Source organism: Martelella lutilitoris, assembly GCF_016598595.1.
GTDB lineage: Bacteria > Pseudomonadota > Alphaproteobacteria > Rhizobiales > Rhizobiaceae > Martelella > Martelella lutilitoris_A.
In genome coordinates this window covers 1,653,670-1,671,971 of sequence record NZ_CP066786.1, presented here as the reverse complement: position 1 = coordinate 1,671,971, position 18,302 = coordinate 1,653,670, and the positions used below count along the sequence as shown (strand labels likewise).

The window sequence follows — 18,302 nt, the reverse complement described above, 5'->3', positions numbered from 1 at the left end:
CTAGAGCTTATTCATCATGTTTGCCGCCCGGTGTCAAAAGGCCGAGATCCTCCAGATCGGCGGCCTCCAGCGGATCCTCGTCATCGGCGAGGTCCTCGTCATCATTGAGGGGCAGCGGAATCTGGAAGCCGGGCGGGATGCGGCCTGAGAGGAGTCCCGCGCCCCGAAGCTCGTCGAGCCCCGGAAGATCGCGGATCTCCTCCAGGCCGAAATGATCGAGAAAGGCGCGCGTCGTGCCCATGGTGACGGGCCGGCCAGGGGTGCGGCGACGCCCGCGAAAGCGCACGAAGCCCGCCTCCATCAGCACGTCCAGCGTGCCCCTGGAGGTCTGGACGCCGCGAATTTCCTCGATCTCGGCACGCGTCACCGGCTGGTGATAGGCAATGATCGACAGCACTTCGAGCGCCGCGCGCGTGAGTTTGCGCGCCTCGCGCTCGCCGCGGTGGATAACGAAGGAAAGATCGGGCGCGGTGCGGAAGGCCCAGTGATCCTCGACGCGCACCAGGTTGACGCCGCGATTGGCATAGGTCTCCTTCAATCCCGCCATCACCGCACCGACATCGATACCGCCCGGAATGCGCTCGGCGATATAGGCCTCGCTGACCGGTTCCGCCGAGGCAAACACCAGCGCCTCTGCGATGCGCGCAGCCTCAAGCAGCAGTTCCGGGCTTGTCGCGGTGATGTCGTCGGATCCGTCGATCTCGTCGTCGTCGCTCATTCGGCAGCCTCCCCCGGAGCGGCGTCGGACTGCGGCAATCGGCCGCTGCGGCGCCGCATCAGGATGGGCGAAAACGCCTCCTCCTGCCGCAGGTCGAGCCGCCCCTCGCGCACAAGCTCCAGCGATGCGGCAAAGGTGGAGGCGATCGCCGTGCGCATTTCTTCCGGACGCGTGAGATAGCGCAGCAGGTAGCGGTCGAGCGCCGTCCATTCGCCGATCTCGCCGATCATCTCCTGCAGCCGCTCGCGCGCATCGGTCAGCGACCAGACGAGACGCTTCTCGATGGTCACTTCGCTGACGGCCTGGCGCTGGCGGAGGTTGGCATAGGCATCGAGAAGCTCGTAAAGCGTCGCCGTATAGGCAGAGCCGGTCTCGTCGGGAATATGCTCCGGCGCGCCGCGCTGAAAAACGTCACGGCCGAGCCGGTTGCGGTTGACGATCTTTTCGGCGGCATCGCGCATCGCCTCGAGCCGCTTCAGCCGGTGGGCGAGCGTTGCCGCCATGTCCTCGCCCGAGGGCTCCGCGTCGCTCGCCCGGCGCGGGATCAGAAGCCGCGACTTGAGATAGGCGAGCCAGGCCGCCATCACCAGATAGTCGGCGGCCAGCTCGATGCGGATGCGCCGCGCGCTTTCGATGAACGCGAGATATTGTTCGGCAAGCGCCAGAACGGAGATACGCGCCAGGTCGACCTTCTGCGTGCGGGCGAGATGCAACAGCAGGTCGAGCGGGCCTTCGAAGCCGCCGACATCGATCACCAGCACCGCCTCGCCCGCGGCGCGGACCTCGACGGTTCCGTTCGGGTCTTCCGGGAAGAAATCGTCCTGCACGCGCCTTACCCCTTCCCCGCAAGCACATCATCGAACCGGCGCGCCAATGCCGCAAGATCGCTGTCATCGGCCTCGGGCGGTTCGCCAAGCGCGTGTCCGGCCCGCGCCAGCGCCGCGCCTGCAAGCAGCGGCGCCTCGTCGGCAACGGCACGCATCTCGGCCATATCGCCATTGCAATGCAGGACGATGTCGACGCCGGCGGCAGCAACCGCGCGCGCCCGCGTGGCGATATCGCCGGAAAGCGCATTCATCGAGATATCGTCGGAAATGATCAGTCCGTCAAAGCCGATTTCGCCGCGCATGACCTCTTCGACCAGTTTGCGGGATGCCGAGGCCGGGTTGTCCGGATCGATCGCCTCGAACAGAACATGGCAGGTCATCGCCATGGTGATCCCCCGGATCTCTCGAAACGGCCGAAAATCCGTCTCCCGCAACGCGGCAAGCGGGGCATCGACCACCGGCAGGCGTTTGTGCGAGTCGAGCAGGCCGCGACCGTGGCCCGGCATGTGCTTGATCACCGGTCGCACGCCGCCGGCCTTCAGTCCCTCAGCCTGGGCGGTCGCAAGCGCGATCACCTGGTCCGGGTCGCAACCGAACGCCCGGTCGGCGAGGAAGCCGGCGCCCGGTTCCGGTGGAATATCGAGCACCGGGGCGCAATCGCAATCAATGCCGGCGGCGACGAGATCGGCGGCCATCAGACGGCCGCTGAGAAAGGCCGCTTCACAAGCCGCCGCCCTTGAGGTTTCATAAAGCGCGCCGATCGCGGACGCAGCCGGATAGTCGCGCACCAGCGGCGGCCGCAGACGGCGCACCGTGCCGCCTTCCTGATCGACAAAGACCGGCGCATGCCAGCCGACGACATCGCGCATGGCGTCCGTCAGCGCCCTGACCTGGGAAAGGCTCTCGACGTTGCGTCTGAACAGGATGAAGCCCCAGGGCTGAGCGGCGCGGAAGAAATCTCTCTCCTCCGCGCTGAGGCGTGTTCCGCCGCACCCCAGAATCATGGCCTTGCGTGTCTCGGTCATCCGCGAATCATAGTGGTTTCCCGCCAAAGCGCGAAATTTGCCCGCCCGTCATGCACAGCTTTCTTCCGTCGAAAGACGCCGGAGCCGGGCCTACCGGGGTACAAAGCAGCTGCCGCCCGCTGCCTTGAAGCTCTCGCAGAGCGACAGGGCATCCGAAAGGCTGTCGGCAGGAATACGAACCCGGTAATAGGTCCCCCGCTCGGCAATATCGGCTCTGACAATTTCCACCGGACGACGCCCGAGCACCGCAGGATATTGTGCGGCAAGGCGCCGGTAGGCCTGCTGCGCCTCCGCTTCCGTCGGCAGCGAGGCGATCTGCATCGCATAGCGCGACGACGGCGCTGCGCTCGTCGCGGGCGCGGCACCGGTGGCAGGCGCAGCCGTTGCGACCGGCTGGCTCGGGGCGGCGGGCGCGGCTTGCTGTCGCGTGGCCGGCGGACCGCCGGTCGTCGACCGCGGCGTCGGGATCGGAACATTGGCGATGCCGAAATCCTCAACGGGCGCGGCAGGCTCATCCGCCGCTTCGCCCGCCGCGATATCCTGACCGGCGAGACCCTCGGCCTCCGGCACATCCGTCGCGCCGTTCAGCACATCGGCGACGGAAGGCGTATCGGTGTCGCCCGGCGCAGCCGCGCCGGAATCGGTCGCGGTTTCGGGCGGAACGAGGCTTCCAGCATCATCGGGGGAAGCGGCCACGAAACCGCCCGCGCCGCCGGCGCTGCCGCCCGTGTCCGTCGCCTCGGGCGCCGCGCGCTCGACAAGCGTCCCGTCGGGACGCACGATGATGGTGCGCACCCGGCGCGGCTCGACAACGCCGCCGCCGGTCTGCCCGGCCGCGTTGTCGGCCACGCTATCGGCAAGCGGATTGGGCGCGATCTCGTTCACGTCAACCGGCTCCTGGTCGGAGGCGATCAGGCTGCCCTGACGGGGCGCGGCCTCGAGCGCCTGCGAGGCGTCGTTGAAGATCACATTGTCCTGGTTCGGAACGACCTCGCCGCCGGGATCTTCCGGCGCTTCCTTCACGCTCGTATCGTCGGCGGCAATGATGACCGGGCCGCCCTCGCCGGCGCCGCCGAGATAGCGGAGCCCGGCAAAGACCGCCAGCACGGCGATGACGACAAAGGCAAGGCCGAACAGCAGAATACGGCCATAGCCCATGAAGGTCACGGCAAGCCATCCCGGCCGCCGCTCCTGCTCGTCGCTGTCATAATAGCTTTCGTCGGCGATATCCGCATAGGCAGGCTGCGCGCCGGCAGGCCGGTTTTCCGCGAGCAGAAAGCCCTCCTCGAGCGCGCGTTCAATGTCATCGTCATAGACGCGATCGTTCTGCGGGTGCTGAACCTCTTCGCCGGCCGGCTCCGGATCGCGCGCGGGCTCGCTCAGCGGATCGACGAGCGCCGGCTGGCTGGCCAGCATATCGGCAAGCTCCTCGTCGAGATCGAACTCATAAACGGGCGGCGGCGGCTCGCGAACGGCCTCGGTTTCATCGGCCATACGCGGCAGGTCGAGATCATCAACCGGCCGCGGCATCTCGTCGGTCGGAACGATGGCCGCCGGATCGAACGCATCGTCGCGGCCCGCTTCTCCGGCGCCGGCCTCCTCCAGCGGTTCGGGACCGTCGTTTCCGGGACGGGACACGTCGGCAAGCTCGAGCTCGAGTTCGTCGAGATCGAGCGCCAGGTCATTTTCATCCTGTTCGATGGCCGTATCGGTCGTTGCCTCATCGTCGAGGCGATAGGGCGCTGCCCAGTTCCCGCTTCCGGAACGCTCGTCTTCCGGCATGGCGGCTGGCTGTTCTGCGCCATGGGACGGCGCGGCAAACAGCGTATCGGGATGAATGCCCTCTTCTTCCGCGGGCGGAGTTCCCTGGCCTTCCTCTCCGGGAAGGTCGAGAGAAGCGATCGATTGTCTGAGTTCGTCTTCCAGGAAACCTTCGCCAAGGTTCATCCCGTCATGATCCGGGACATCGGCAATCGGCTCTTCCGTCCACTCCTGCGGTTCGCGAGCGGCTTCCCGCACGGGCGGGTCCAGCGGATGGAAGGATTCGAACACCAGCGGCGGAGCGCGCGGTTCCGGCGCGGGCTCCGGCATTGCGGGCTCTTCCGGCGTGTCGTCAGTCGCCGGGTAATGGCCGGGAAAGGCGTTGAATTCACGCAGCAATTCGTCGGCCAGGTCGTCGGCAGTCTCGGCGGCGCGGGGCCTTTCCGCCTCGCGCGGGGCGATCAGCCGCGCCAGTTCGGCGAACGGATCGTCCGCGTCCGTGTGTGCGGGACCGGCTTTCCCGTGATCCGGCTTGTTGTTATCTGCCATCTTCTTCCACCGATGCTGCCCCGCGCCGCCAAGGGCGCGAGATAAGTGCGGATGGGACGGTCTCTAGCGCATTTCCTGCGGTGCATCCGTACCCGTCAGAGCGAGGCCGGAACGCAGGACGGCGGCCACGGAAGAAACCAGTCCCAGTTTTGCAAGCGTCGATTGTCTATCACCCTCATTAATAAAGCGTAATTCCGTCTTTTCTTTTCCCTTGTTCCAGTGGGAATGGAAGTTCGACGCAAGATCATAGAGGTAAAAAGCCAGTCGATGCGGCTCTCGCATCAGTGCAGCCGACTCCACAACCCGCGGATATTCGGACAATTTTGCCACAAGTTTGAGTTCTTCCGGCTCGAAATCCGCATCGAGGACCGCCTTTTCCAGAGATTTCTGGGAAATATCGAGTCCGGGAAAGGCTTCCTGCGCCTGTCGCATCACCGACATCGAGCGCGCATGGGCATACTGGACGTAGAAAACCGGATTGTCCTTGGATTGTTCGGTCACCTTGGCGAAGTCGAAATCCAGCGGCTCGCTACTCTTGCGGTAGAGCATCATGAAGCGCACGGAATCGCGGCCAACCTCATCCACCACCTCGCGCAGGGTGACGAAATTGCCGGAGCGCTTCGACATCTTCACTTCCTCGCCGTTGCGCAGCAGCTTCACCAGCTGGCAGAGCAGGACGGAGAGCTTGGCGTCGTTGCCGGCGACCGCTTTCGCCACCGCTTCCAGCCGCTTGACATAGCCGCCGTGATCGGCGCCGAGAATATAGACCATCTCATGGAAGCCGCGGTCATACTTGTCCTTGAAATAGGCGACGTCGGCGGCAAAATACGTATAATTGCCGTCAGACTTGATCAGCGGCCGGTCGATATCGTCGCCGACTTCCGTGGAGCGGAACAGCGTCTGCTCGCGGTCTTCCCAGTCTTCCGGAAGCTGGCCCTTCGGCGGCGGCAGCGTGCCCTTGTAGACATGCCCCTTGAAGGTGAGATCGTTGATCGCGGTGCGGATCATCGAGGCATCATCGGCATGCAGCGTGCGCTCGGAGAAGAACACTTCGTGACGGACATTGAGCGCCGCGAGGTCCTCGCGGATCATGGCCATCATGGCATCGATCGCCCTGTCCTTGACGATCGGCATCCACTCTTCTTCCGGGAGGTTGTGAAGCGAGGGCCCGAACTCGGCCTTCAGCGCCTCGCCCACGGGCACGAGATAGTCGCCGGGATAAAGTCCTTCGGGGATGGCGCCGATCGTCTCGCCGAGCGCCTCGCGGTAGCGCAGGAACACCGAACGCGCCAGCACGTCGATCTGAGCGCCGGCATCGTTGATGTAATATTCCTTGGTCACGTCAAAGCCGGCGTAGTCAAGAATATTGGCGAGCGTATCGCCCACGACCGCGCCCCGGCAATGGCCGACATGCATCGGCCCCGTGGGATTGGCCGAAACGTACTCGACATTGATCTTGCGGTTCGCGCCGGTCGCGCTGCGGCCGAAATCCTCCGCCTCGCCGAGGGCTGCGACCAGCATGCGCTTCCAGAAGGCATCGGACAGGCGGATATTGATGAAGCCCGGACCGGCGATCGACAGTTCGGCGATATCCGCGTCGCTTTCAAGCGCCGCGACGATTTCACCTGCAAGATCGCGCGGTTTCTTGCCCAGCGGCTTTGCCAGAACCAGGGCGGCATTGACGGCGATATCGCCATGGCTCGGATCGCGCGGCGGCTCTACCACCAGGCGCGAGAAATCGAGCGCGTCGCGTTTCTCCGCAATCGCCGCAATCGTCAGCAGCCGTTCGTTCAGTCTTTGCTCAAAATCGGTGAAGAGGTTCATGTCATGTTCCATGGGCCGCCTTGCGGCGACAAAAGGCGCTTTTAGCGGCGGCTCTAGCGCAAATCGGGGGTATGGTCAAACAGCTGCCGGTGGGTCTTCTCGGCATAGGTATCGGTCATTCCGGCCAGATAGTCCGCCACATGGCGGGCCCGCTGCGCCGCGGTCAGCGCCTCCACACCGTCGGTCCACGGATGCGAGCCCATCAGTTCCGGATCGGCGAAATAGGCATCGAACAGCTCGCTGACGATCTGCGCCGCGCCGGCGCGGATCTTCATGATGTCCGGATGGCGATAGATATGGCCAAAGAGCAGCTTCTTGATCTGCCGGTCGATTTCGGCCATTTCCGGCGAAAAGGTCGCAAGCGTGCGTCCCGCCAGCCGGACATCGTCGGCGCTTCCGGGCCGCGCCTCTCTGAGGTTGGCCTGGGTCACGCCGATCACATCCTCGACCATGGCCGTGATCTGGCGGCGCATGATCTCGTTGGTAAAGCGGGCATCCTCGAGCTTGGGATAGCGATCACGCACCTCGCGCATCAGGCCGGCGAGGAAGGGCACCTCCTCCAGCATCTCGTAGGTCAGATAACCCGAGCGCAGCCCGTCATCGATGTCGTGCGTGTTGTAGGCGATATCATCGGCGATCGCGGCGACCTGCGCCTCGAGGCTTGCATGGGTGGAAAGCCAGAGGTCATGACGCCGGCTGTAATCGATGATCGGCTGCGGAACGGGGCCGTCGAGCCCCTCGCCGCCCGGCGTCTGAAGCGGCCCGTTGTGCTTCACCAGGCCTTCGAGCGCTTCCCAGGTGAGGTTGATGCCGTCGAAATCGGCATAGCGGCGCTCCAGGCTTGTGACGATCCTGAGCGACTGGGCGTTGTGATCGAACCCGCCGTAATCCGCCATCTCTTCGTGCAGCGCGTCCTCGCCGGTATGGCCGAAGGGCGTATGACCGAAATCATGCACCAGCGCCACGCCCTCGGCGAGGTCCTCGTCGAGCCTCAACGCCCGGGCAAGCGAACGGGCGACCTGGGCAACCTCGATCGTGTGCGTCAGTCGCGTGCGGTAGTGATCGCCGTCCTGGGCGATGAAGACCTGGGTCTTGTGCTTCAGCCGCCTGAACGCGGTCGTGTGGATGATCCGGTCCCTGTCGCGCTGGAAGGGCGAACGCGTCAGGCTGTCGGTCTCGGGAAAGAGGCGGCCGCGGCTTGTCCAGGGGTCGCAGGCATAGACCGCGAGCGCGACGTCGCCGAAGCCGAGTGCCGATCTGTCGATTGTCATTTTCTATCCTGTTGCGCGAGACATGCTTTTTGCGAAACACGGAGAACCCGGATGCAAATTGACCGTTGACGGCCTTCATCGGCGTTCTTAACTAAGATTGGACATGATTGAAAGCCATCGCCGCTTCCGGCGCGGTGGCAAAAGAAATCCTTGCGGCTCCGGGCATTGCAGTTTGGCTCGGGAAGCCGCGCGGCCGGAGAATTGAGATGGATACCCAGACAGTGACGCTTTCCGATGCAGCCGCCCGGCGGATCGCATCGATCATCAGCAGCGACAACGACAAACACGCCCTCAGGGTTTCCGTGGAGGGCGGCGGCTGTTCCGGTTTTTCCTACAAGTTCGACCTTGTGGAAGGCCCGGAAGAAGACGACGTGGTGATCACCAAGGACGACGCGACCGTGCTGATCGACAGCATCTCGCTGGTCTATATGGCCGGTGCGGAGATCGACTTCGTCGACAATCTGCTCGGCCAGTCCTTCCAGATCCAGAACCCCAATGCCGTGGCAAGCTGCGGCTGCGGCACCAGTTTCGCGATCTGATCCGGTCGCAGCCTGAACCGATGCCGGAAATTGACAGAGGCCGCGCCGGAAAGCGCGGCCTCTGTCATTTGGCGGGCTGTCAGTCCTTGATGGCCTTGCCGGCATTCTCCGGAATGACCAGCGAAAGCAGGATCGCCGAGAGGCCGGAGAGCGTGATCGGCGTTGCAAACACCTTCTGGATGATGTCTGGCATCTGCTGCATCGACTGCGGCACGAGGGTGACGCCGAGGCCGAGGCCGAAGGAGACCGCCATGATATAGACCTTGCGGTGGTCGATCGGCTCGGAGGCGAGGATGCGGATGCCGGCGACGGCGATCGAACCGAACAGCACGACGGTGGCGCCGCCGAGCACCGGCTTGGGGACCAGCAGGAAGGCGCCGCCGATGACCGGGAAGAAGCCCATGACCACCAGGATGCCGGCGATATAATAGCCGACATGGCGGCTCGCCACGCCCGTCATCTGGATCACGCCGTTGTTCTGGCTGAAGGTCGTGTTCGGAAAGGTGCAGAACAGTGCCGCGATGCCGGAATTGATGCCGTCGGCGAGAACGCCGCCCTTGATCCGCCTGAGATAGACGTCGCCCTGCACCGGCTCGCCCGAAATCACCGAGTTGGCCGTCAGGTCGCCCGTCGTCTCGATTGCCGTGATCAGATAGACGAAGGCGATCGGAATGAACAGGCCGAGATCGAAATCCAGACCGTAGCGCAGCGGCTGCGGCACGGCAAACAGCGGCTGCGTGCCGAGCCGAGAGAAGTCGACCATGCCGAAGAAGATCGAAACCACGAAGCCGGCCAGGAGGCCGAGCATGATCGCCGCAATCCGCACCATAGGGACCTTCGAGAAGGAGAAGAAAATGATCACGGCGACGACCAGAAGGCCGAGGAAGATGTTGACCGGGGCGCCCAGTTGATCGCCGGCCCCTGCGCCGCCCGCAAAATCGGTGAAGCCCGATTTCACCAGCGACAGGCCGATGACGGTGATGACGATGCCAGTGACGGTCGGCGTGACAATGCGGCCCATCCTGGTGATGAACTGGCTCAGCACGATCTCGACCACGCAGCCGACAAGGCAGAGCCCGAAGATCATCGCCAGGATATCCTCGGGCGTGCCGCCCCTGCCCTTGACCGCGAAACCGGCGGCGAGAATGACCCCGAGAAAGGCGAAGCTGGTTCCCTGCACGCTCAGGAGCCCGGAGCCGACCGGACCGATGCGCCGGCACTGGATGAAGGTGGCGACGCCGGACACGAACATCGACATGGCCAGAAGGTACGGCATGTTTTCGCCGAGACCCAGCGCGCCGCCGATGATCAGCGTCGGCGTGACAATCCCGATGATGCTGGCGAGTATGTGCTGGAAGGCCGCCAGGAAGGATGCGTGCGGCGAAGGCACGTCGTTGAGCTTGAAGATAATGTGGTGGTGCTCCGCACTCGGATTTTGTTCGCTCATGATTTCTCTTTCGAAGGCGGCCGAAGCCGCGCGTTGTCCCCTGCTGCTAGCAATTTCAGCAATGCAATTTCCGTGCCACGAAATTGTCACATTTCCCGGTCGCCTTGCAATTCCTTCTTCTGCACCCCGTCGGTTCACGCGGCGTTTGCAAATCGCGGGCGTCCTCTGCATAAGGGTGAGCTAGAAGCACCGAAAGGCGGCCCCATGAAGATCTCGACCTGGAACATCAACGGCATCAAGGCGCGGCTGGACAATCTCCTGGCCTGGCTTGAGGCGGAGGCGCCCGACATTGTCTGTCTGCAGGAGATAAAGTCGCAGGACGAGGCCTTCCCCCGGGCGCCGATCGAAGCACTCGGCTATCATGTCGAGACCCATGGCCAGAAGGGCTTCAATGGCGTCGCGCTGATTTCGAAGACCGCTCCGGACGAGACCAATCGTGGCCTGCCGGGAGCCGAGGATGATATCCAGGCGCGCTACATCGAGGGCGTTTTCAGCATCGCCGGCGGCGTTTTGCGCGTCGCCTCGATCTATCTGCCGAACGGCAATCCGGTCGACAGCGACAAGTACCCCTACAAGCTCGCCTGGATGGAGCGATTGAAAGGCCATATTTCACAAAGGCTTAAGCTGGAGGAACCGCTTATTCTCGCCGGCGACTACAATGTCATCCCACGCCCCGGCGACTGCCATGACCCGGCCGTATGGGCGAATGATGCATTGTTTCTGCCGGCCACTCGCGAGGCCTTCAACGCGCTTCTGGCCCTCGGCCTCTACGACGCGGTGACGAGCACGAACGATGCCGGCGGACAGTATAGCTTCTGGGACTATCAGGCGGGCGCCTGGCAGAAGAACAACGGTATCCGCATCGATCACATGCTGCTGTCCTGCGAGGCCGCCGACAGGCTGCGCTCGACCGTGATCGACAAGAAGGTGCGCGGCTGGGAGAAGCCGTCCGACCACGTGCCGGTGACTGCAGTTTTTGATTGCGACTGGCCGTAGACCGCGCCCGACAGAACCTTGCCCGAGAAATCCTGATCTCCGACGAGCGCATGCAACGACAATGTGCGCGAAATCGACCGTCAGCCCCTGTTGGAGCTGCTCACGGAAACAACAATCAAGGGTTGCCTGTGCTCATATTTTGCGCAAGCGCGATGGCGCCGCGGCGGTCGTTCTCATCGACAACGGAGAAACACTTTTCCTGCAGCTCGCGGATCCACGAGCAATCGCCGGGCGCGCAACGATCCGCGGCCATGGTTAGATAGGCAAGGCCGAGCACCGGCTGACCCTCATTGAAAACGAGATCGCCGAACACCGCCATGGCGCCGACATTGCCGTTCTTGCGGGAAAGGTTCAGCCATTTCTTGGCCAGGCGCACATTCTTGGCCCCGCCCTCGCCGTTCAGGATCATCCGGGCAAGGCGGAACTGCGCCTCGGGGCTGCCGAATACCGACGCAGCCTGGAAATAGAGCTGACGCGCCTGTACCAGATCCACTTCGACCGGCGTGCCGGCAATGCCCGTCTGGTAGTAGCCTGCGAGCGCCAGCAGGGCATTCACATAAAACCCCGTGTCGGGAGAACCCGGCTCGACATCGTGATTGACGATCTCGGCATAGGCCTTGAAGGCCTCGTAATCATTCTCGGGAACGCCGTCGCCATAGGCATACATATTGGCGAGCGCCCAGCGCGAACCGGTATGCCCTTTCTCCGCGGCATAACGATAGGCTTCGACAGCCTTTTCCTTGTCGCCGTTTTGATAAGCCTTGAAACCGAAACGAAAGAGATCGAACCGGCCGGATTCTTTCGGAACGTCCGTGGTAATATCGAAGGCCCGGGCAGGTCGCCCGACGCCGTAGCCGATCATCAGGCTTGCCATCACCACGACAATGCCGATCTGTCTGTGACCTGTCTTATCCATCATCATTGAACGTTTCTTCACCGAAACACCTGACCGGACACACCTGCCCGGCAAAAAAGCCGGCGGCGCCGATCCACGGCCGGACCGAAAACCCTGGCTCGCCGACAACGCCACCAGACCCTTCTGATGCTCTTCCTTTGTGGCGGGAAATGGACGGCCTTCTGCCAAATGCTTTTACGTGAAATTCTGCTGAATTACTGTGACGCAAGCGACACACTTGCAAGTTTGAGTCTGAAAACGCGGCCAAACCAGACACTTGGCCGCAACAGGGTTAAGACAGCATCACCGGTGAACGCCCCTTGGCCGCGCCGGAAGAACCGCGATCAAGTGTTGCCTAAAGACCATCGCCATAATAAAGCTCTTGGCCGAAGCGGACGTGGCGAAACAGGTAGACGCAAGGGACTTAAAATCCCTCGACCGATTGGTCATGCGGGTTCGAGCCCCGCCGTCCGCACCAGCCCCCCCCCCCTCACGCGCGCGAACATAGAGAAGCGGAATAGCCCGGGCGCGCCGCCTCCGGGCAGCGATGCCGGCCACGCATTCGGCGCGTCCGGATGCGCAAGGCTGCCATTGCCGGAAAGAAGGGCCGTCGTGCAGGTTGCGCCCTGCCCATGCGCAAACCCAAAACAGAAAAACCCGGCCGCAAGGACCGGGTTTCTCCAAACTAGACCTGAGCGCTTCTTAGAAGTCGCGCTGCAGACGGAACCAACCGCCCCAGGTGTCGTCCTTGAAGTAGGAGTCCGGCAGGTCGGCATAGTCGAAGTTGACCTTGGCGGACAGACCGTCAACGATCTCGTAGTCAAACAGAGCGCCGAAGGTGTAGAAGCTCTTGTTCGAAGCCGTCGGGATGTTGACCGAGGTCCACTGGATAGCCGGCGTGATGGTGAACTTGTCGGTCACGTCAAGAGCGTAACCGGCAGCCAGCTGCCATTCGGCGTAGACGGAGTTCGGAAGCGGACCAGCGAAGGGGTAGCTGTCGAACCAGTCATCGAAGGTGTTGGCGTATGCGTTCCAGCCGGAAGCCCACGAAGCACCGAGGTCAAGCTGACCCGGGCCGAGAGCAAGGGTCGTCATCGCACGAACCGAACCGTCTTCGTTGAAGGTGTCGTAGCCACCGTCAACCTTGAAGCCGATACCGCCGGCCTGGAAGCCGACACGACCGGAAACGCCGATGCGGGCCAGATCCGGATCGCCGGTGTAGCCAACCTGCGAAGCCGTCAGAGCGTCAAGCGAGAGACCGGCTACGAAGCCGTCGCCCGTGAAGACGTAACGCATCGAGTTGAACTTGGTGTTGCCCGACAGGTCGTCGATTTCGCCGACGAGACCTTCATCCCAGTAGCTCTGGAAATAACCGGCCTGGAAGCCGCCGAGAGCGAGGTAGGTCTGGTCGAGACCGAAGGTCGTGCCCGAACCGCCGGCGCTGTGGGCTTCGGCGTTCATCTTGATGACGCCGGTCAGGACACCGAGCTCGGTTTCCGTCTTGCTGGCGATGTCAAGCTGCGCCTTGGTGAAAACGTCCCAAGTGCCGGGCGTGGAAGCGGCCCACATCGGGCTCTGCTTGCTCAGGGCGCTGACCTGGAAACGGACGTAACCGCCGATGTCGAGGCAGGTTTCGGTGCCCGGGATGTAGAAGTAGCCGGCACCGAAGGTGTCGCAGACTTCGACGTAGTTGGCAGTTACAGGCTCGATGACCACAACCGGGTCGGCAGCCTGAGCGCCGGAAGCTGCTGCAACTGCTGCAGCGGAGCCGAGGAGAAGGCTCTTCACGTTCATAATGACCTCCAAATAAGGTTTAAAGCGGGTCTGGGATTTTCGCCGAGGCGTTCCCTGCCCCATCCCCTGGTTTCAAGAAGACCGGGCCGTCTCGCCCTCACTTCCGAGGTTGAACATACAAGACCGCGTCACGATCGCAATCACCAATCATCCGGTTTGTCGTCTTCAGGTCGTCCTTACCTGCTTGCTGTTGCGGATTGGCAACAAGTATCCCCTCCGGAGCGGCAAATCTTTACAAAAGGTAAAGAAAACAAGAGCGAAACAGACGCCGGATCGCGGTCGGGAACGAACGAATCCGCCTTAAGAAGGCGTTTCCGGGCGAAAATCCGTCCGTCGCAACACGACATTCGCCCGGAACAGCCTGCCGTCCGCACGCGATTTGGACGGGAATCACCGCGCATGCCGTCCGCCGCACCGATGAACGAGACCGGTAAAGCCAATGCGCCGCGTCCCCGGCGCCATCATCAAACGGTCCGCCCTTGCCAGTTGCCGGGGCTGCCGCCCCGGCTTAAGGCATCAGACCAGTTCCACGTCCACGACGCCGGCGACGGCCCGCATGGCCGAGGCCACCTCGGGGGACAGGCGATACTTGCCCGGCAACTCGACCTCGATCTCGCGAAGCCCGTGATCCTGGATGACGACAAACGATACCAGGCCTTCGCCATTCTCATTCAGGTGGCGCGCGAGCGAGGCGATCGGCGAATCGTCGCGCAGGAAGATCCGCATCGCCTTTTGCTGGCGCACAGCCTCCTCCTCGAGCGACTGGACCGTCTGGATGCGCATGCCGATCCCTTCCGGCCGCATTTCGGCGGAAACGGTAATGACGACCGATGTGCCGGGCTCCAGCAGATCGCGGTACTGATAGAGCATCTCCGAAAACAGCACCGCCTCGAACTGGCCGGTGGCATCTGAAAAGGTAACGATGCCCATGCGGTTGCCGGTCCGGGTCTTGCGTTCCTGCTTGGCCACCACGGTGCCCGCGAGCCGGCCGCGGTCCGAACCGTTCTTCACCGAAAGCTGGAACGCCGAGAAAGCCTGTACGCGCATCTTCGCCAGAATATCGGCATAGGCATCGAGCGGATGGGCCGTCTGATAGAAGCCGAGCATCTGGTATTCGCGCATCAGCCGTTCGGAGTCGGAAAGCGGCGTATAGTCCGGGAGCACGATCTTGGAGACCTGGCCGGCGCTTCCGAAGATATCGGCCTGGCCGCTGGCGCGATCCTCCTGGGTCCGCTGGGCAAGGCCGATGATGCGATCGAGTCCGGCCAGAAGCGCCGCGCGGTCATGCCCGAAACAATCGAACGCGCCGGCGCAGATCAGGCTCTCCAGAACCCGGCGGTTGACGAGCTTGGGGTCGATGCGCTGGCAGAAATCCTCAAGATCGGCAAAGGGTCTCTCGCCGCGCGCCGCGACGATATGATCGACGGCCGCATCGCCGACGCCCTTGATGGCGGCTAGCGCATAGTAGATCCGGTCCTCGCCCGGCTCGAAATGCCGGTGGCTCGTCTGGATCGACGGCGCCACCACCTCGATGCCGAGCCTTCGGGCGTCGTGCCGAAAATCGTTCAGCTTTTCGGTATTGGCCATGTCGAGCGTCATCGACGCGGCAAGGAACTCCACCGGATAATGCGCCTTCAGAAAGGCAGTATGATAAGAGACGATGGCGTAGGCGGCGGCATGCGACTTGTTGAAGCCGTAATTGGCGAACTTCGCCAGAAGATCGAAGATCTCGTCCGCGCGCTGTTTCTTGACGCCCTTTTCGACCGCGCCCTCGACGAAACGGACGCGCTGCTTGTCCATCTGCTCCTTGATCTTCTTGCCCATCGCGCGGCGCAGAAGGTCGGCCTCACCGAGCGAATAGCCCGAAAGCACCTGCGCCACCTGCATCACCTGTTCCTGGTAGATGATGACGCCCTGGGTCTCGGCGAGAAGATGATCGATCATCGGATGCACCGACTCGATCTCCTCCTCGCCGTGCTTGCGCGCATTATAGACGGGGATGTTTTCCATCGGCCCCGGCCGATAAAGCGCGACAAGGGCGATCAGGTCCTCGATCCGGTCCGGCCTCATCCCGATCAGCGCCTTGCGCATGCCGGCGCTTTCCACCTGGAACACGCCGACCGTCTCGCCGCGGGCCAGCATGTCATAGGTGTCGTGATCATCAAGCGGAACCAGCGACAGGTCGACCTTGATGTCGCGCCGGGCGATGAAGTCGACCGCCGTCTTCAACACCGTCAGCGTCTTCAAACCGAGAAAGTCGAACTTCACGAGACCGGCCTGCTCCACCCATTTCATGTTGAACTGCGTGACCGGCATGTCCGAGCGCGGATCGCGATACATCGGCACCAGTCGCGAAAGCGGCCGGTCGCCGATCACGATCCCGGCGGCATGGGTCGAGGCATGCCGGTAGAGCCCCTCGATCTTCTGAGCGATCGCCAGCAGACGCCCGACGATCGGCTCTTCTTCGGCAGCCTCCTGGAATTTCGGCTCGTCCTCGATCGCCTTGGCAAGCGTCACCGGATTGGCCGGATTGTTGGGCACGAGCTTGCTGATCCGGTCGACCTGCCCGTAAGGCATTTCCAGCACGCGGCCGACATCGCGCAGGGCGGCGCGCGCCTGCAGCGACCCGAAAGTGATGATCTGCGCCACCTGGGCGCGTCCGTATTTCTGCTGAACGTAGCGGATCACCTCCTCGCGCCGGTCCTGACAGAAATCGATATCGAAGTCCGGCATCGACACGCGCTCGGGGTTGAGAAAGCGTTCGAACAGAAGCGAGAAGCGCAGCGGATCGACATCGGTAATCGTCAGCGCATAGGCAACAAGCGAGCCCGCGCCCGAACCGCGGCCCGGACCGACGGGAATATCATGTTCCTTGGCCCATTTGATGAAGTCGGCAACGATCAGGAAGTAGCCGGGAAATTTCATGCTCTCGATGATGCCCAGTTCATAGTCGAGCCGCTCGACATAATCCTGGCGACTGTGCCCCTCGCTCAGCCCCACATGAGAGAGCCGCGCCTCAAGCCCCTCGACGGCCTGTCGGCGCAACTCGAGCGCCTCGGCCCGTTCGGCCTCCTCCGGATCCTCGGAAGCGCCGGTGAAGCGCGGCAGGATCGGACTGCGCGTCTGCAGGATGAAGCTGCAGCGCCGTGCGATCTCGACCGTATTGTCGAGCGCCTCGGGAAGGTCGGAAAACAGTTCCGCCATTTCCGCCTGCGTTTTCATGAAGTGGTCCGGCGTCAGCCTAAAACGCCGGTCGTCGGAGACGATGGCATTATGCGCGACGGCCATCAGCGCGTCATGCGCCTCGAAATCCTCGCGCGCCGGGAAAAAAGGCTCATTGGTTGCCACCAGCGGAAGTTCAAGCTCATAAGCCAGATTGATCACATGGCGTTCGCGCTGAAGATCAAAAGCACCCTGACGCTGCAATTCGACATACAACCGGTCGCCGAAAAGCGTCTTGAGCGCTTCCAGACGCTCGCGCGCCTTGGCCTCGAAACCCGAGGCGAGCGCCTGGTCGATCGGACCGCCCGGCCCGCCGGTCAGAACGATCAGACCGTCCGCCCGGCCTTCCAGCCAGGACTTCCGGATATAGATGCTGTCATGCGCCTCGCCGCCGAGATAGGCCTCGCTGACGAGGTGCATGAGGTTCGCATAGCCCGTTTCATTGGCCACGAGAACAACGATCGCCGGCAGTTTTGCCGGGAGGTGGGACCCGCCGCGCCGATCGCCCTCGCCGCCATCTTCCATGTCGATCGACAGCTGACAGCCGATGATCGGCTGCAGCCCCTCCCCGATCGCCTTCTGCGAAAATTCGAGCGCGCCGAACAGATTGTTCGTGTCGGTGACGGCAACAGCCGGCTGCCGGTCGTCAAGGGCAAGCTTCAGGATTTTTTTGAGCGGCAAGGCTCCCTCAAGAAGGGAATAGGCCGAATGGGTCCTCAGGTGAACGAATCGAACCGCTGCCCCGCCCGACCGGTCATCGCCGCCGTGTCCGATCACATCTGCCATTGCCTGCTCCGTCGTGCCTTACCGTGGATCCTGATCCTCGCAGGCCGGCCCGGCCCGCGCAACGCCAACAAAACATATGCACAGAAAGCTCGCGTCGCCGTGGGGCGGCGGGCGTATTTACATTGAGCTGACGATCAGCGCCATGCTGGTCAGGAACAGCGTGATCGAGAAGAATGCCGCCACATCGCGCAGAATTTCCGTCATTTTCGCCTCCGTTTCGCTTTATGTTTTTATTATGTTACCTTTTTGTTCCTTTTGCAAGCATCCTCGGAATATTTTCCGCCGTGGCCTGCCAAATCGGGCCGCGCCTAAGCCGAAGCCTTCGTCGGCATGGGCGGCGTAGGCGCGGCCTAATTCCGGCCATTCAGATCAGCCCGCCGATTTCTCGAAAGCTATCGGTCTGCGTAAGCAACTGCGATGGCCGTGAACGGGCGATGAACGAACCCGCTATGCGGCAAACGCGCACCGCTGTCCGGGGGAGCAGGCGACCGTTGCACTTGTCGCCGAGGCAACACGCCTGATGACACACGAGATGTCATTCGAAGTGCCCGAACAGTCTTTAAAACGCGGAGATGTAAATGATGCCAAGTAGTGGCGCTGCGGGCTTCCTTTGCCAGAGCAACCGAACGGTTCGGTTCGCACACGCTG

13 protein-coding genes and 1 tRNA gene are annotated in these 18,302 nt (G+C 62.8%); 4 read left to right on the top strand and 10 right to left on the bottom strand.

The window, feature by feature from the left end; translation table 11 throughout:
- Nucleotides 1-7: 7 nt before the first annotated feature.
- The 6 genes from scpB to JET14_RS07845 all read right to left on the bottom strand — a co-directional run bounded on the left by scpB (nt 8) and on the right by JET14_RS07845 (nt 7,975).
- Nucleotides 8-718 (bottom strand): SMC-Scp complex subunit ScpB, encoded by a 711-nt coding sequence (scpB, locus tag JET14_RS07870; protein ID WP_200337526.1) that lies wholly within the window; start codon nt 716-718, stop codon nt 8-10.
- Nucleotides 715-1,545 carry a segregation and condensation protein A gene (locus JET14_RS07865; protein ID WP_200337525.1) on the bottom strand — a complete coding sequence of 277 codons (831 nt, stop codon included), beginning with the start codon at nt 1,543-1,545 and terminating at the stop codon, nt 715-717. The genes scpB and JET14_RS07865 overlap by 4 nt, the downstream gene beginning before the upstream one ends.
- Before the next feature lie 5 nt (nt 1,546-1,550).
- Nucleotides 1,551-2,570: a beta-N-acetylhexosaminidase gene (gene nagZ / locus JET14_RS07860; RefSeq protein WP_246750560.1), complete on the bottom strand. Its 1,020-nt coding sequence runs from the start codon at nt 2,568-2,570 to the stop codon at nt 1,551-1,553.
- Nucleotides 2,571-2,660: 90 nt separating this feature from the next.
- Nucleotides 2,661-4,880, bottom strand: a complete 2,220-nt coding sequence (locus tag JET14_RS07855; protein WP_200337524.1) for an SPOR domain-containing protein — start codon at nt 4,878-4,880, stop codon at nt 2,661-2,663.
- A 63-nt stretch (nt 4,881-4,943) separates the two neighbouring features.
- On the bottom strand, nt 4,944-6,704 hold the full coding sequence (argS, locus tag JET14_RS07850; protein WP_200337523.1) for an arginine--tRNA ligase: 1,761 nt from the start codon (nt 6,702-6,704) through the stop codon (nt 4,944-4,946).
- A 53-nt stretch (nt 6,705-6,757) separates the two neighbouring features.
- Nucleotides 6,758-7,975: a deoxyguanosinetriphosphate triphosphohydrolase gene (locus JET14_RS07845; RefSeq protein ID WP_200337522.1), complete on the bottom strand. Its 1,218-nt coding sequence runs from the start codon at nt 7,973-7,975 to the stop codon at nt 6,758-6,760.
- A gap of 206 nt (nt 7,976-8,181) precedes the next feature.
- Between JET14_RS07845 and erpA the strand changes: the two genes are divergently transcribed.
- Complete coding sequence (gene erpA / locus JET14_RS07840; protein ID WP_024709298.1) at nt 8,182-8,514, top strand: iron-sulfur cluster insertion protein ErpA; 333 nt, start codon at nt 8,182-8,184, stop codon at nt 8,512-8,514.
- Between the two features lie 79 nt (nt 8,515-8,593).
- Here erpA and JET14_RS07835 read toward each other — a convergent pair whose 3' ends face one another.
- A complete protein-coding gene (locus JET14_RS07835; RefSeq protein ID WP_200337521.1) occupies nt 8,594-9,961 on the bottom strand; it encodes a uracil-xanthine permease family protein in 1,368 nt (455 codons plus the stop codon).
- 204 nt (nt 9,962-10,165) lie between these two features.
- Between JET14_RS07835 and xth the strand changes: the two genes are divergently transcribed.
- Complete coding sequence (xth, locus tag JET14_RS07830; RefSeq protein ID WP_200337520.1) at nt 10,166-10,957, top strand: exodeoxyribonuclease III; 792 nt, start codon at nt 10,166-10,168, stop codon at nt 10,955-10,957.
- A 115-nt stretch (nt 10,958-11,072) separates the two neighbouring features.
- Here xth and JET14_RS07825 read toward each other — a convergent pair whose 3' ends face one another.
- Nucleotides 11,073-11,831, bottom strand: a complete 759-nt coding sequence (locus tag JET14_RS07825) for a tetratricopeptide repeat protein (protein WP_200338022.1) — start codon at nt 11,829-11,831, stop codon at nt 11,073-11,075.
- Nucleotides 11,832-12,243: 412 nt separating this feature from the next.
- Here JET14_RS07825 and JET14_RS07820 point away from each other — a divergent pair.
- A tRNA-Leu gene (locus JET14_RS07820) sits at nt 12,244-12,330 on the top strand.
- Between the two features lie 224 nt (nt 12,331-12,554).
- Here the strand turns inward: JET14_RS07820 and JET14_RS07815 are convergent.
- A complete protein-coding gene (locus tag JET14_RS07815) occupies nt 12,555-13,646 on the bottom strand; it encodes a porin (protein WP_200337519.1) in 1,092 nt (363 codons plus the stop codon).
- 516 nt (nt 13,647-14,162) lie between these two features.
- On the bottom strand, nt 14,163-17,654 hold the full coding sequence (gene dnaE, locus JET14_RS07810; protein WP_200337518.1) for a DNA polymerase III subunit alpha: 3,492 nt from the start codon (nt 17,652-17,654) through the stop codon (nt 14,163-14,165).
- Between the two features lie 76 nt (nt 17,655-17,730).
- On the opposite strand from dnaE, the gene JET14_RS07805 reads away from it, so the two are divergent.
- On the top strand, nt 17,731-17,997 hold the full coding sequence (locus tag JET14_RS07805; protein ID WP_200337517.1) for a hypothetical protein: 267 nt from the start codon (nt 17,731-17,733) through the stop codon (nt 17,995-17,997).
- Nucleotides 17,998-18,302: the final 305 nt, after the last annotated feature.

Excerpts from the sequence above, each read along its gene's own strand:
- JET14_RS07835 (WP_200337521.1), bottom strand. The coding sequence starts at position 9,961 with ATGAGCGAACAAAATCCGAGTGCGGAGCACCACCACATTATCTTCAAG.
- xth (WP_200337520.1), top strand. The coding sequence starts at position 10,166 with ATGAAGATCTCGACCTGGAACATCAACGGCATCAAGGCGCGGCTGGAC.
- dnaE (WP_200337518.1), bottom strand. The coding sequence starts at position 17,654 with ATGGCAGATGTGATCGGACACGGCGGCGATGACCGGTCGGGCGGGGCA.
- JET14_RS07845 (WP_200337522.1), bottom strand. The coding sequence starts at position 7,975 with ATGACAATCGACAGATCGGCACTCGGCTTCGGCGACGTCGCGCTCGCG.
- scpB (WP_200337526.1), bottom strand. The coding sequence starts at position 718 with ATGAGCGACGACGACGAGATCGACGGATCCGACGACATCACCGCGACA.
- erpA (WP_024709298.1), top strand. The coding sequence starts at position 8,182 with ATGGATACCCAGACAGTGACGCTTTCCGATGCAGCCGCCCGGCGGATC.
- nagZ (WP_246750560.1), bottom strand. The coding sequence starts at position 2,570 with ATGACCGAGACACGCAAGGCCATGATTCTGGGGTGCGGCGGAACACGC.
- argS (WP_200337523.1), bottom strand. The coding sequence starts at position 6,704 with ATGAACCTCTTCACCGATTTTGAGCAAAGACTGAACGAACGGCTGCTG.
- JET14_RS07815 (WP_200337519.1), bottom strand. The coding sequence starts at position 13,646 with ATGAACGTGAAGAGCCTTCTCCTCGGCTCCGCTGCAGCAGTTGCAGCA.
- JET14_RS07825 (WP_200338022.1), bottom strand. The coding sequence starts at position 11,831 with ATGGCAAGCCTGATGATCGGCTACGGCGTCGGGCGACCTGCCCGGGCC.
- JET14_RS07805 (WP_200337517.1), top strand. The coding sequence starts at position 17,731 with ATGCACAGAAAGCTCGCGTCGCCGTGGGGCGGCGGGCGTATTTACATT.
- JET14_RS07855 (WP_200337524.1), bottom strand. The coding sequence starts at position 4,880 with ATGGCAGATAACAACAAGCCGGATCACGGGAAAGCCGGTCCCGCACAC.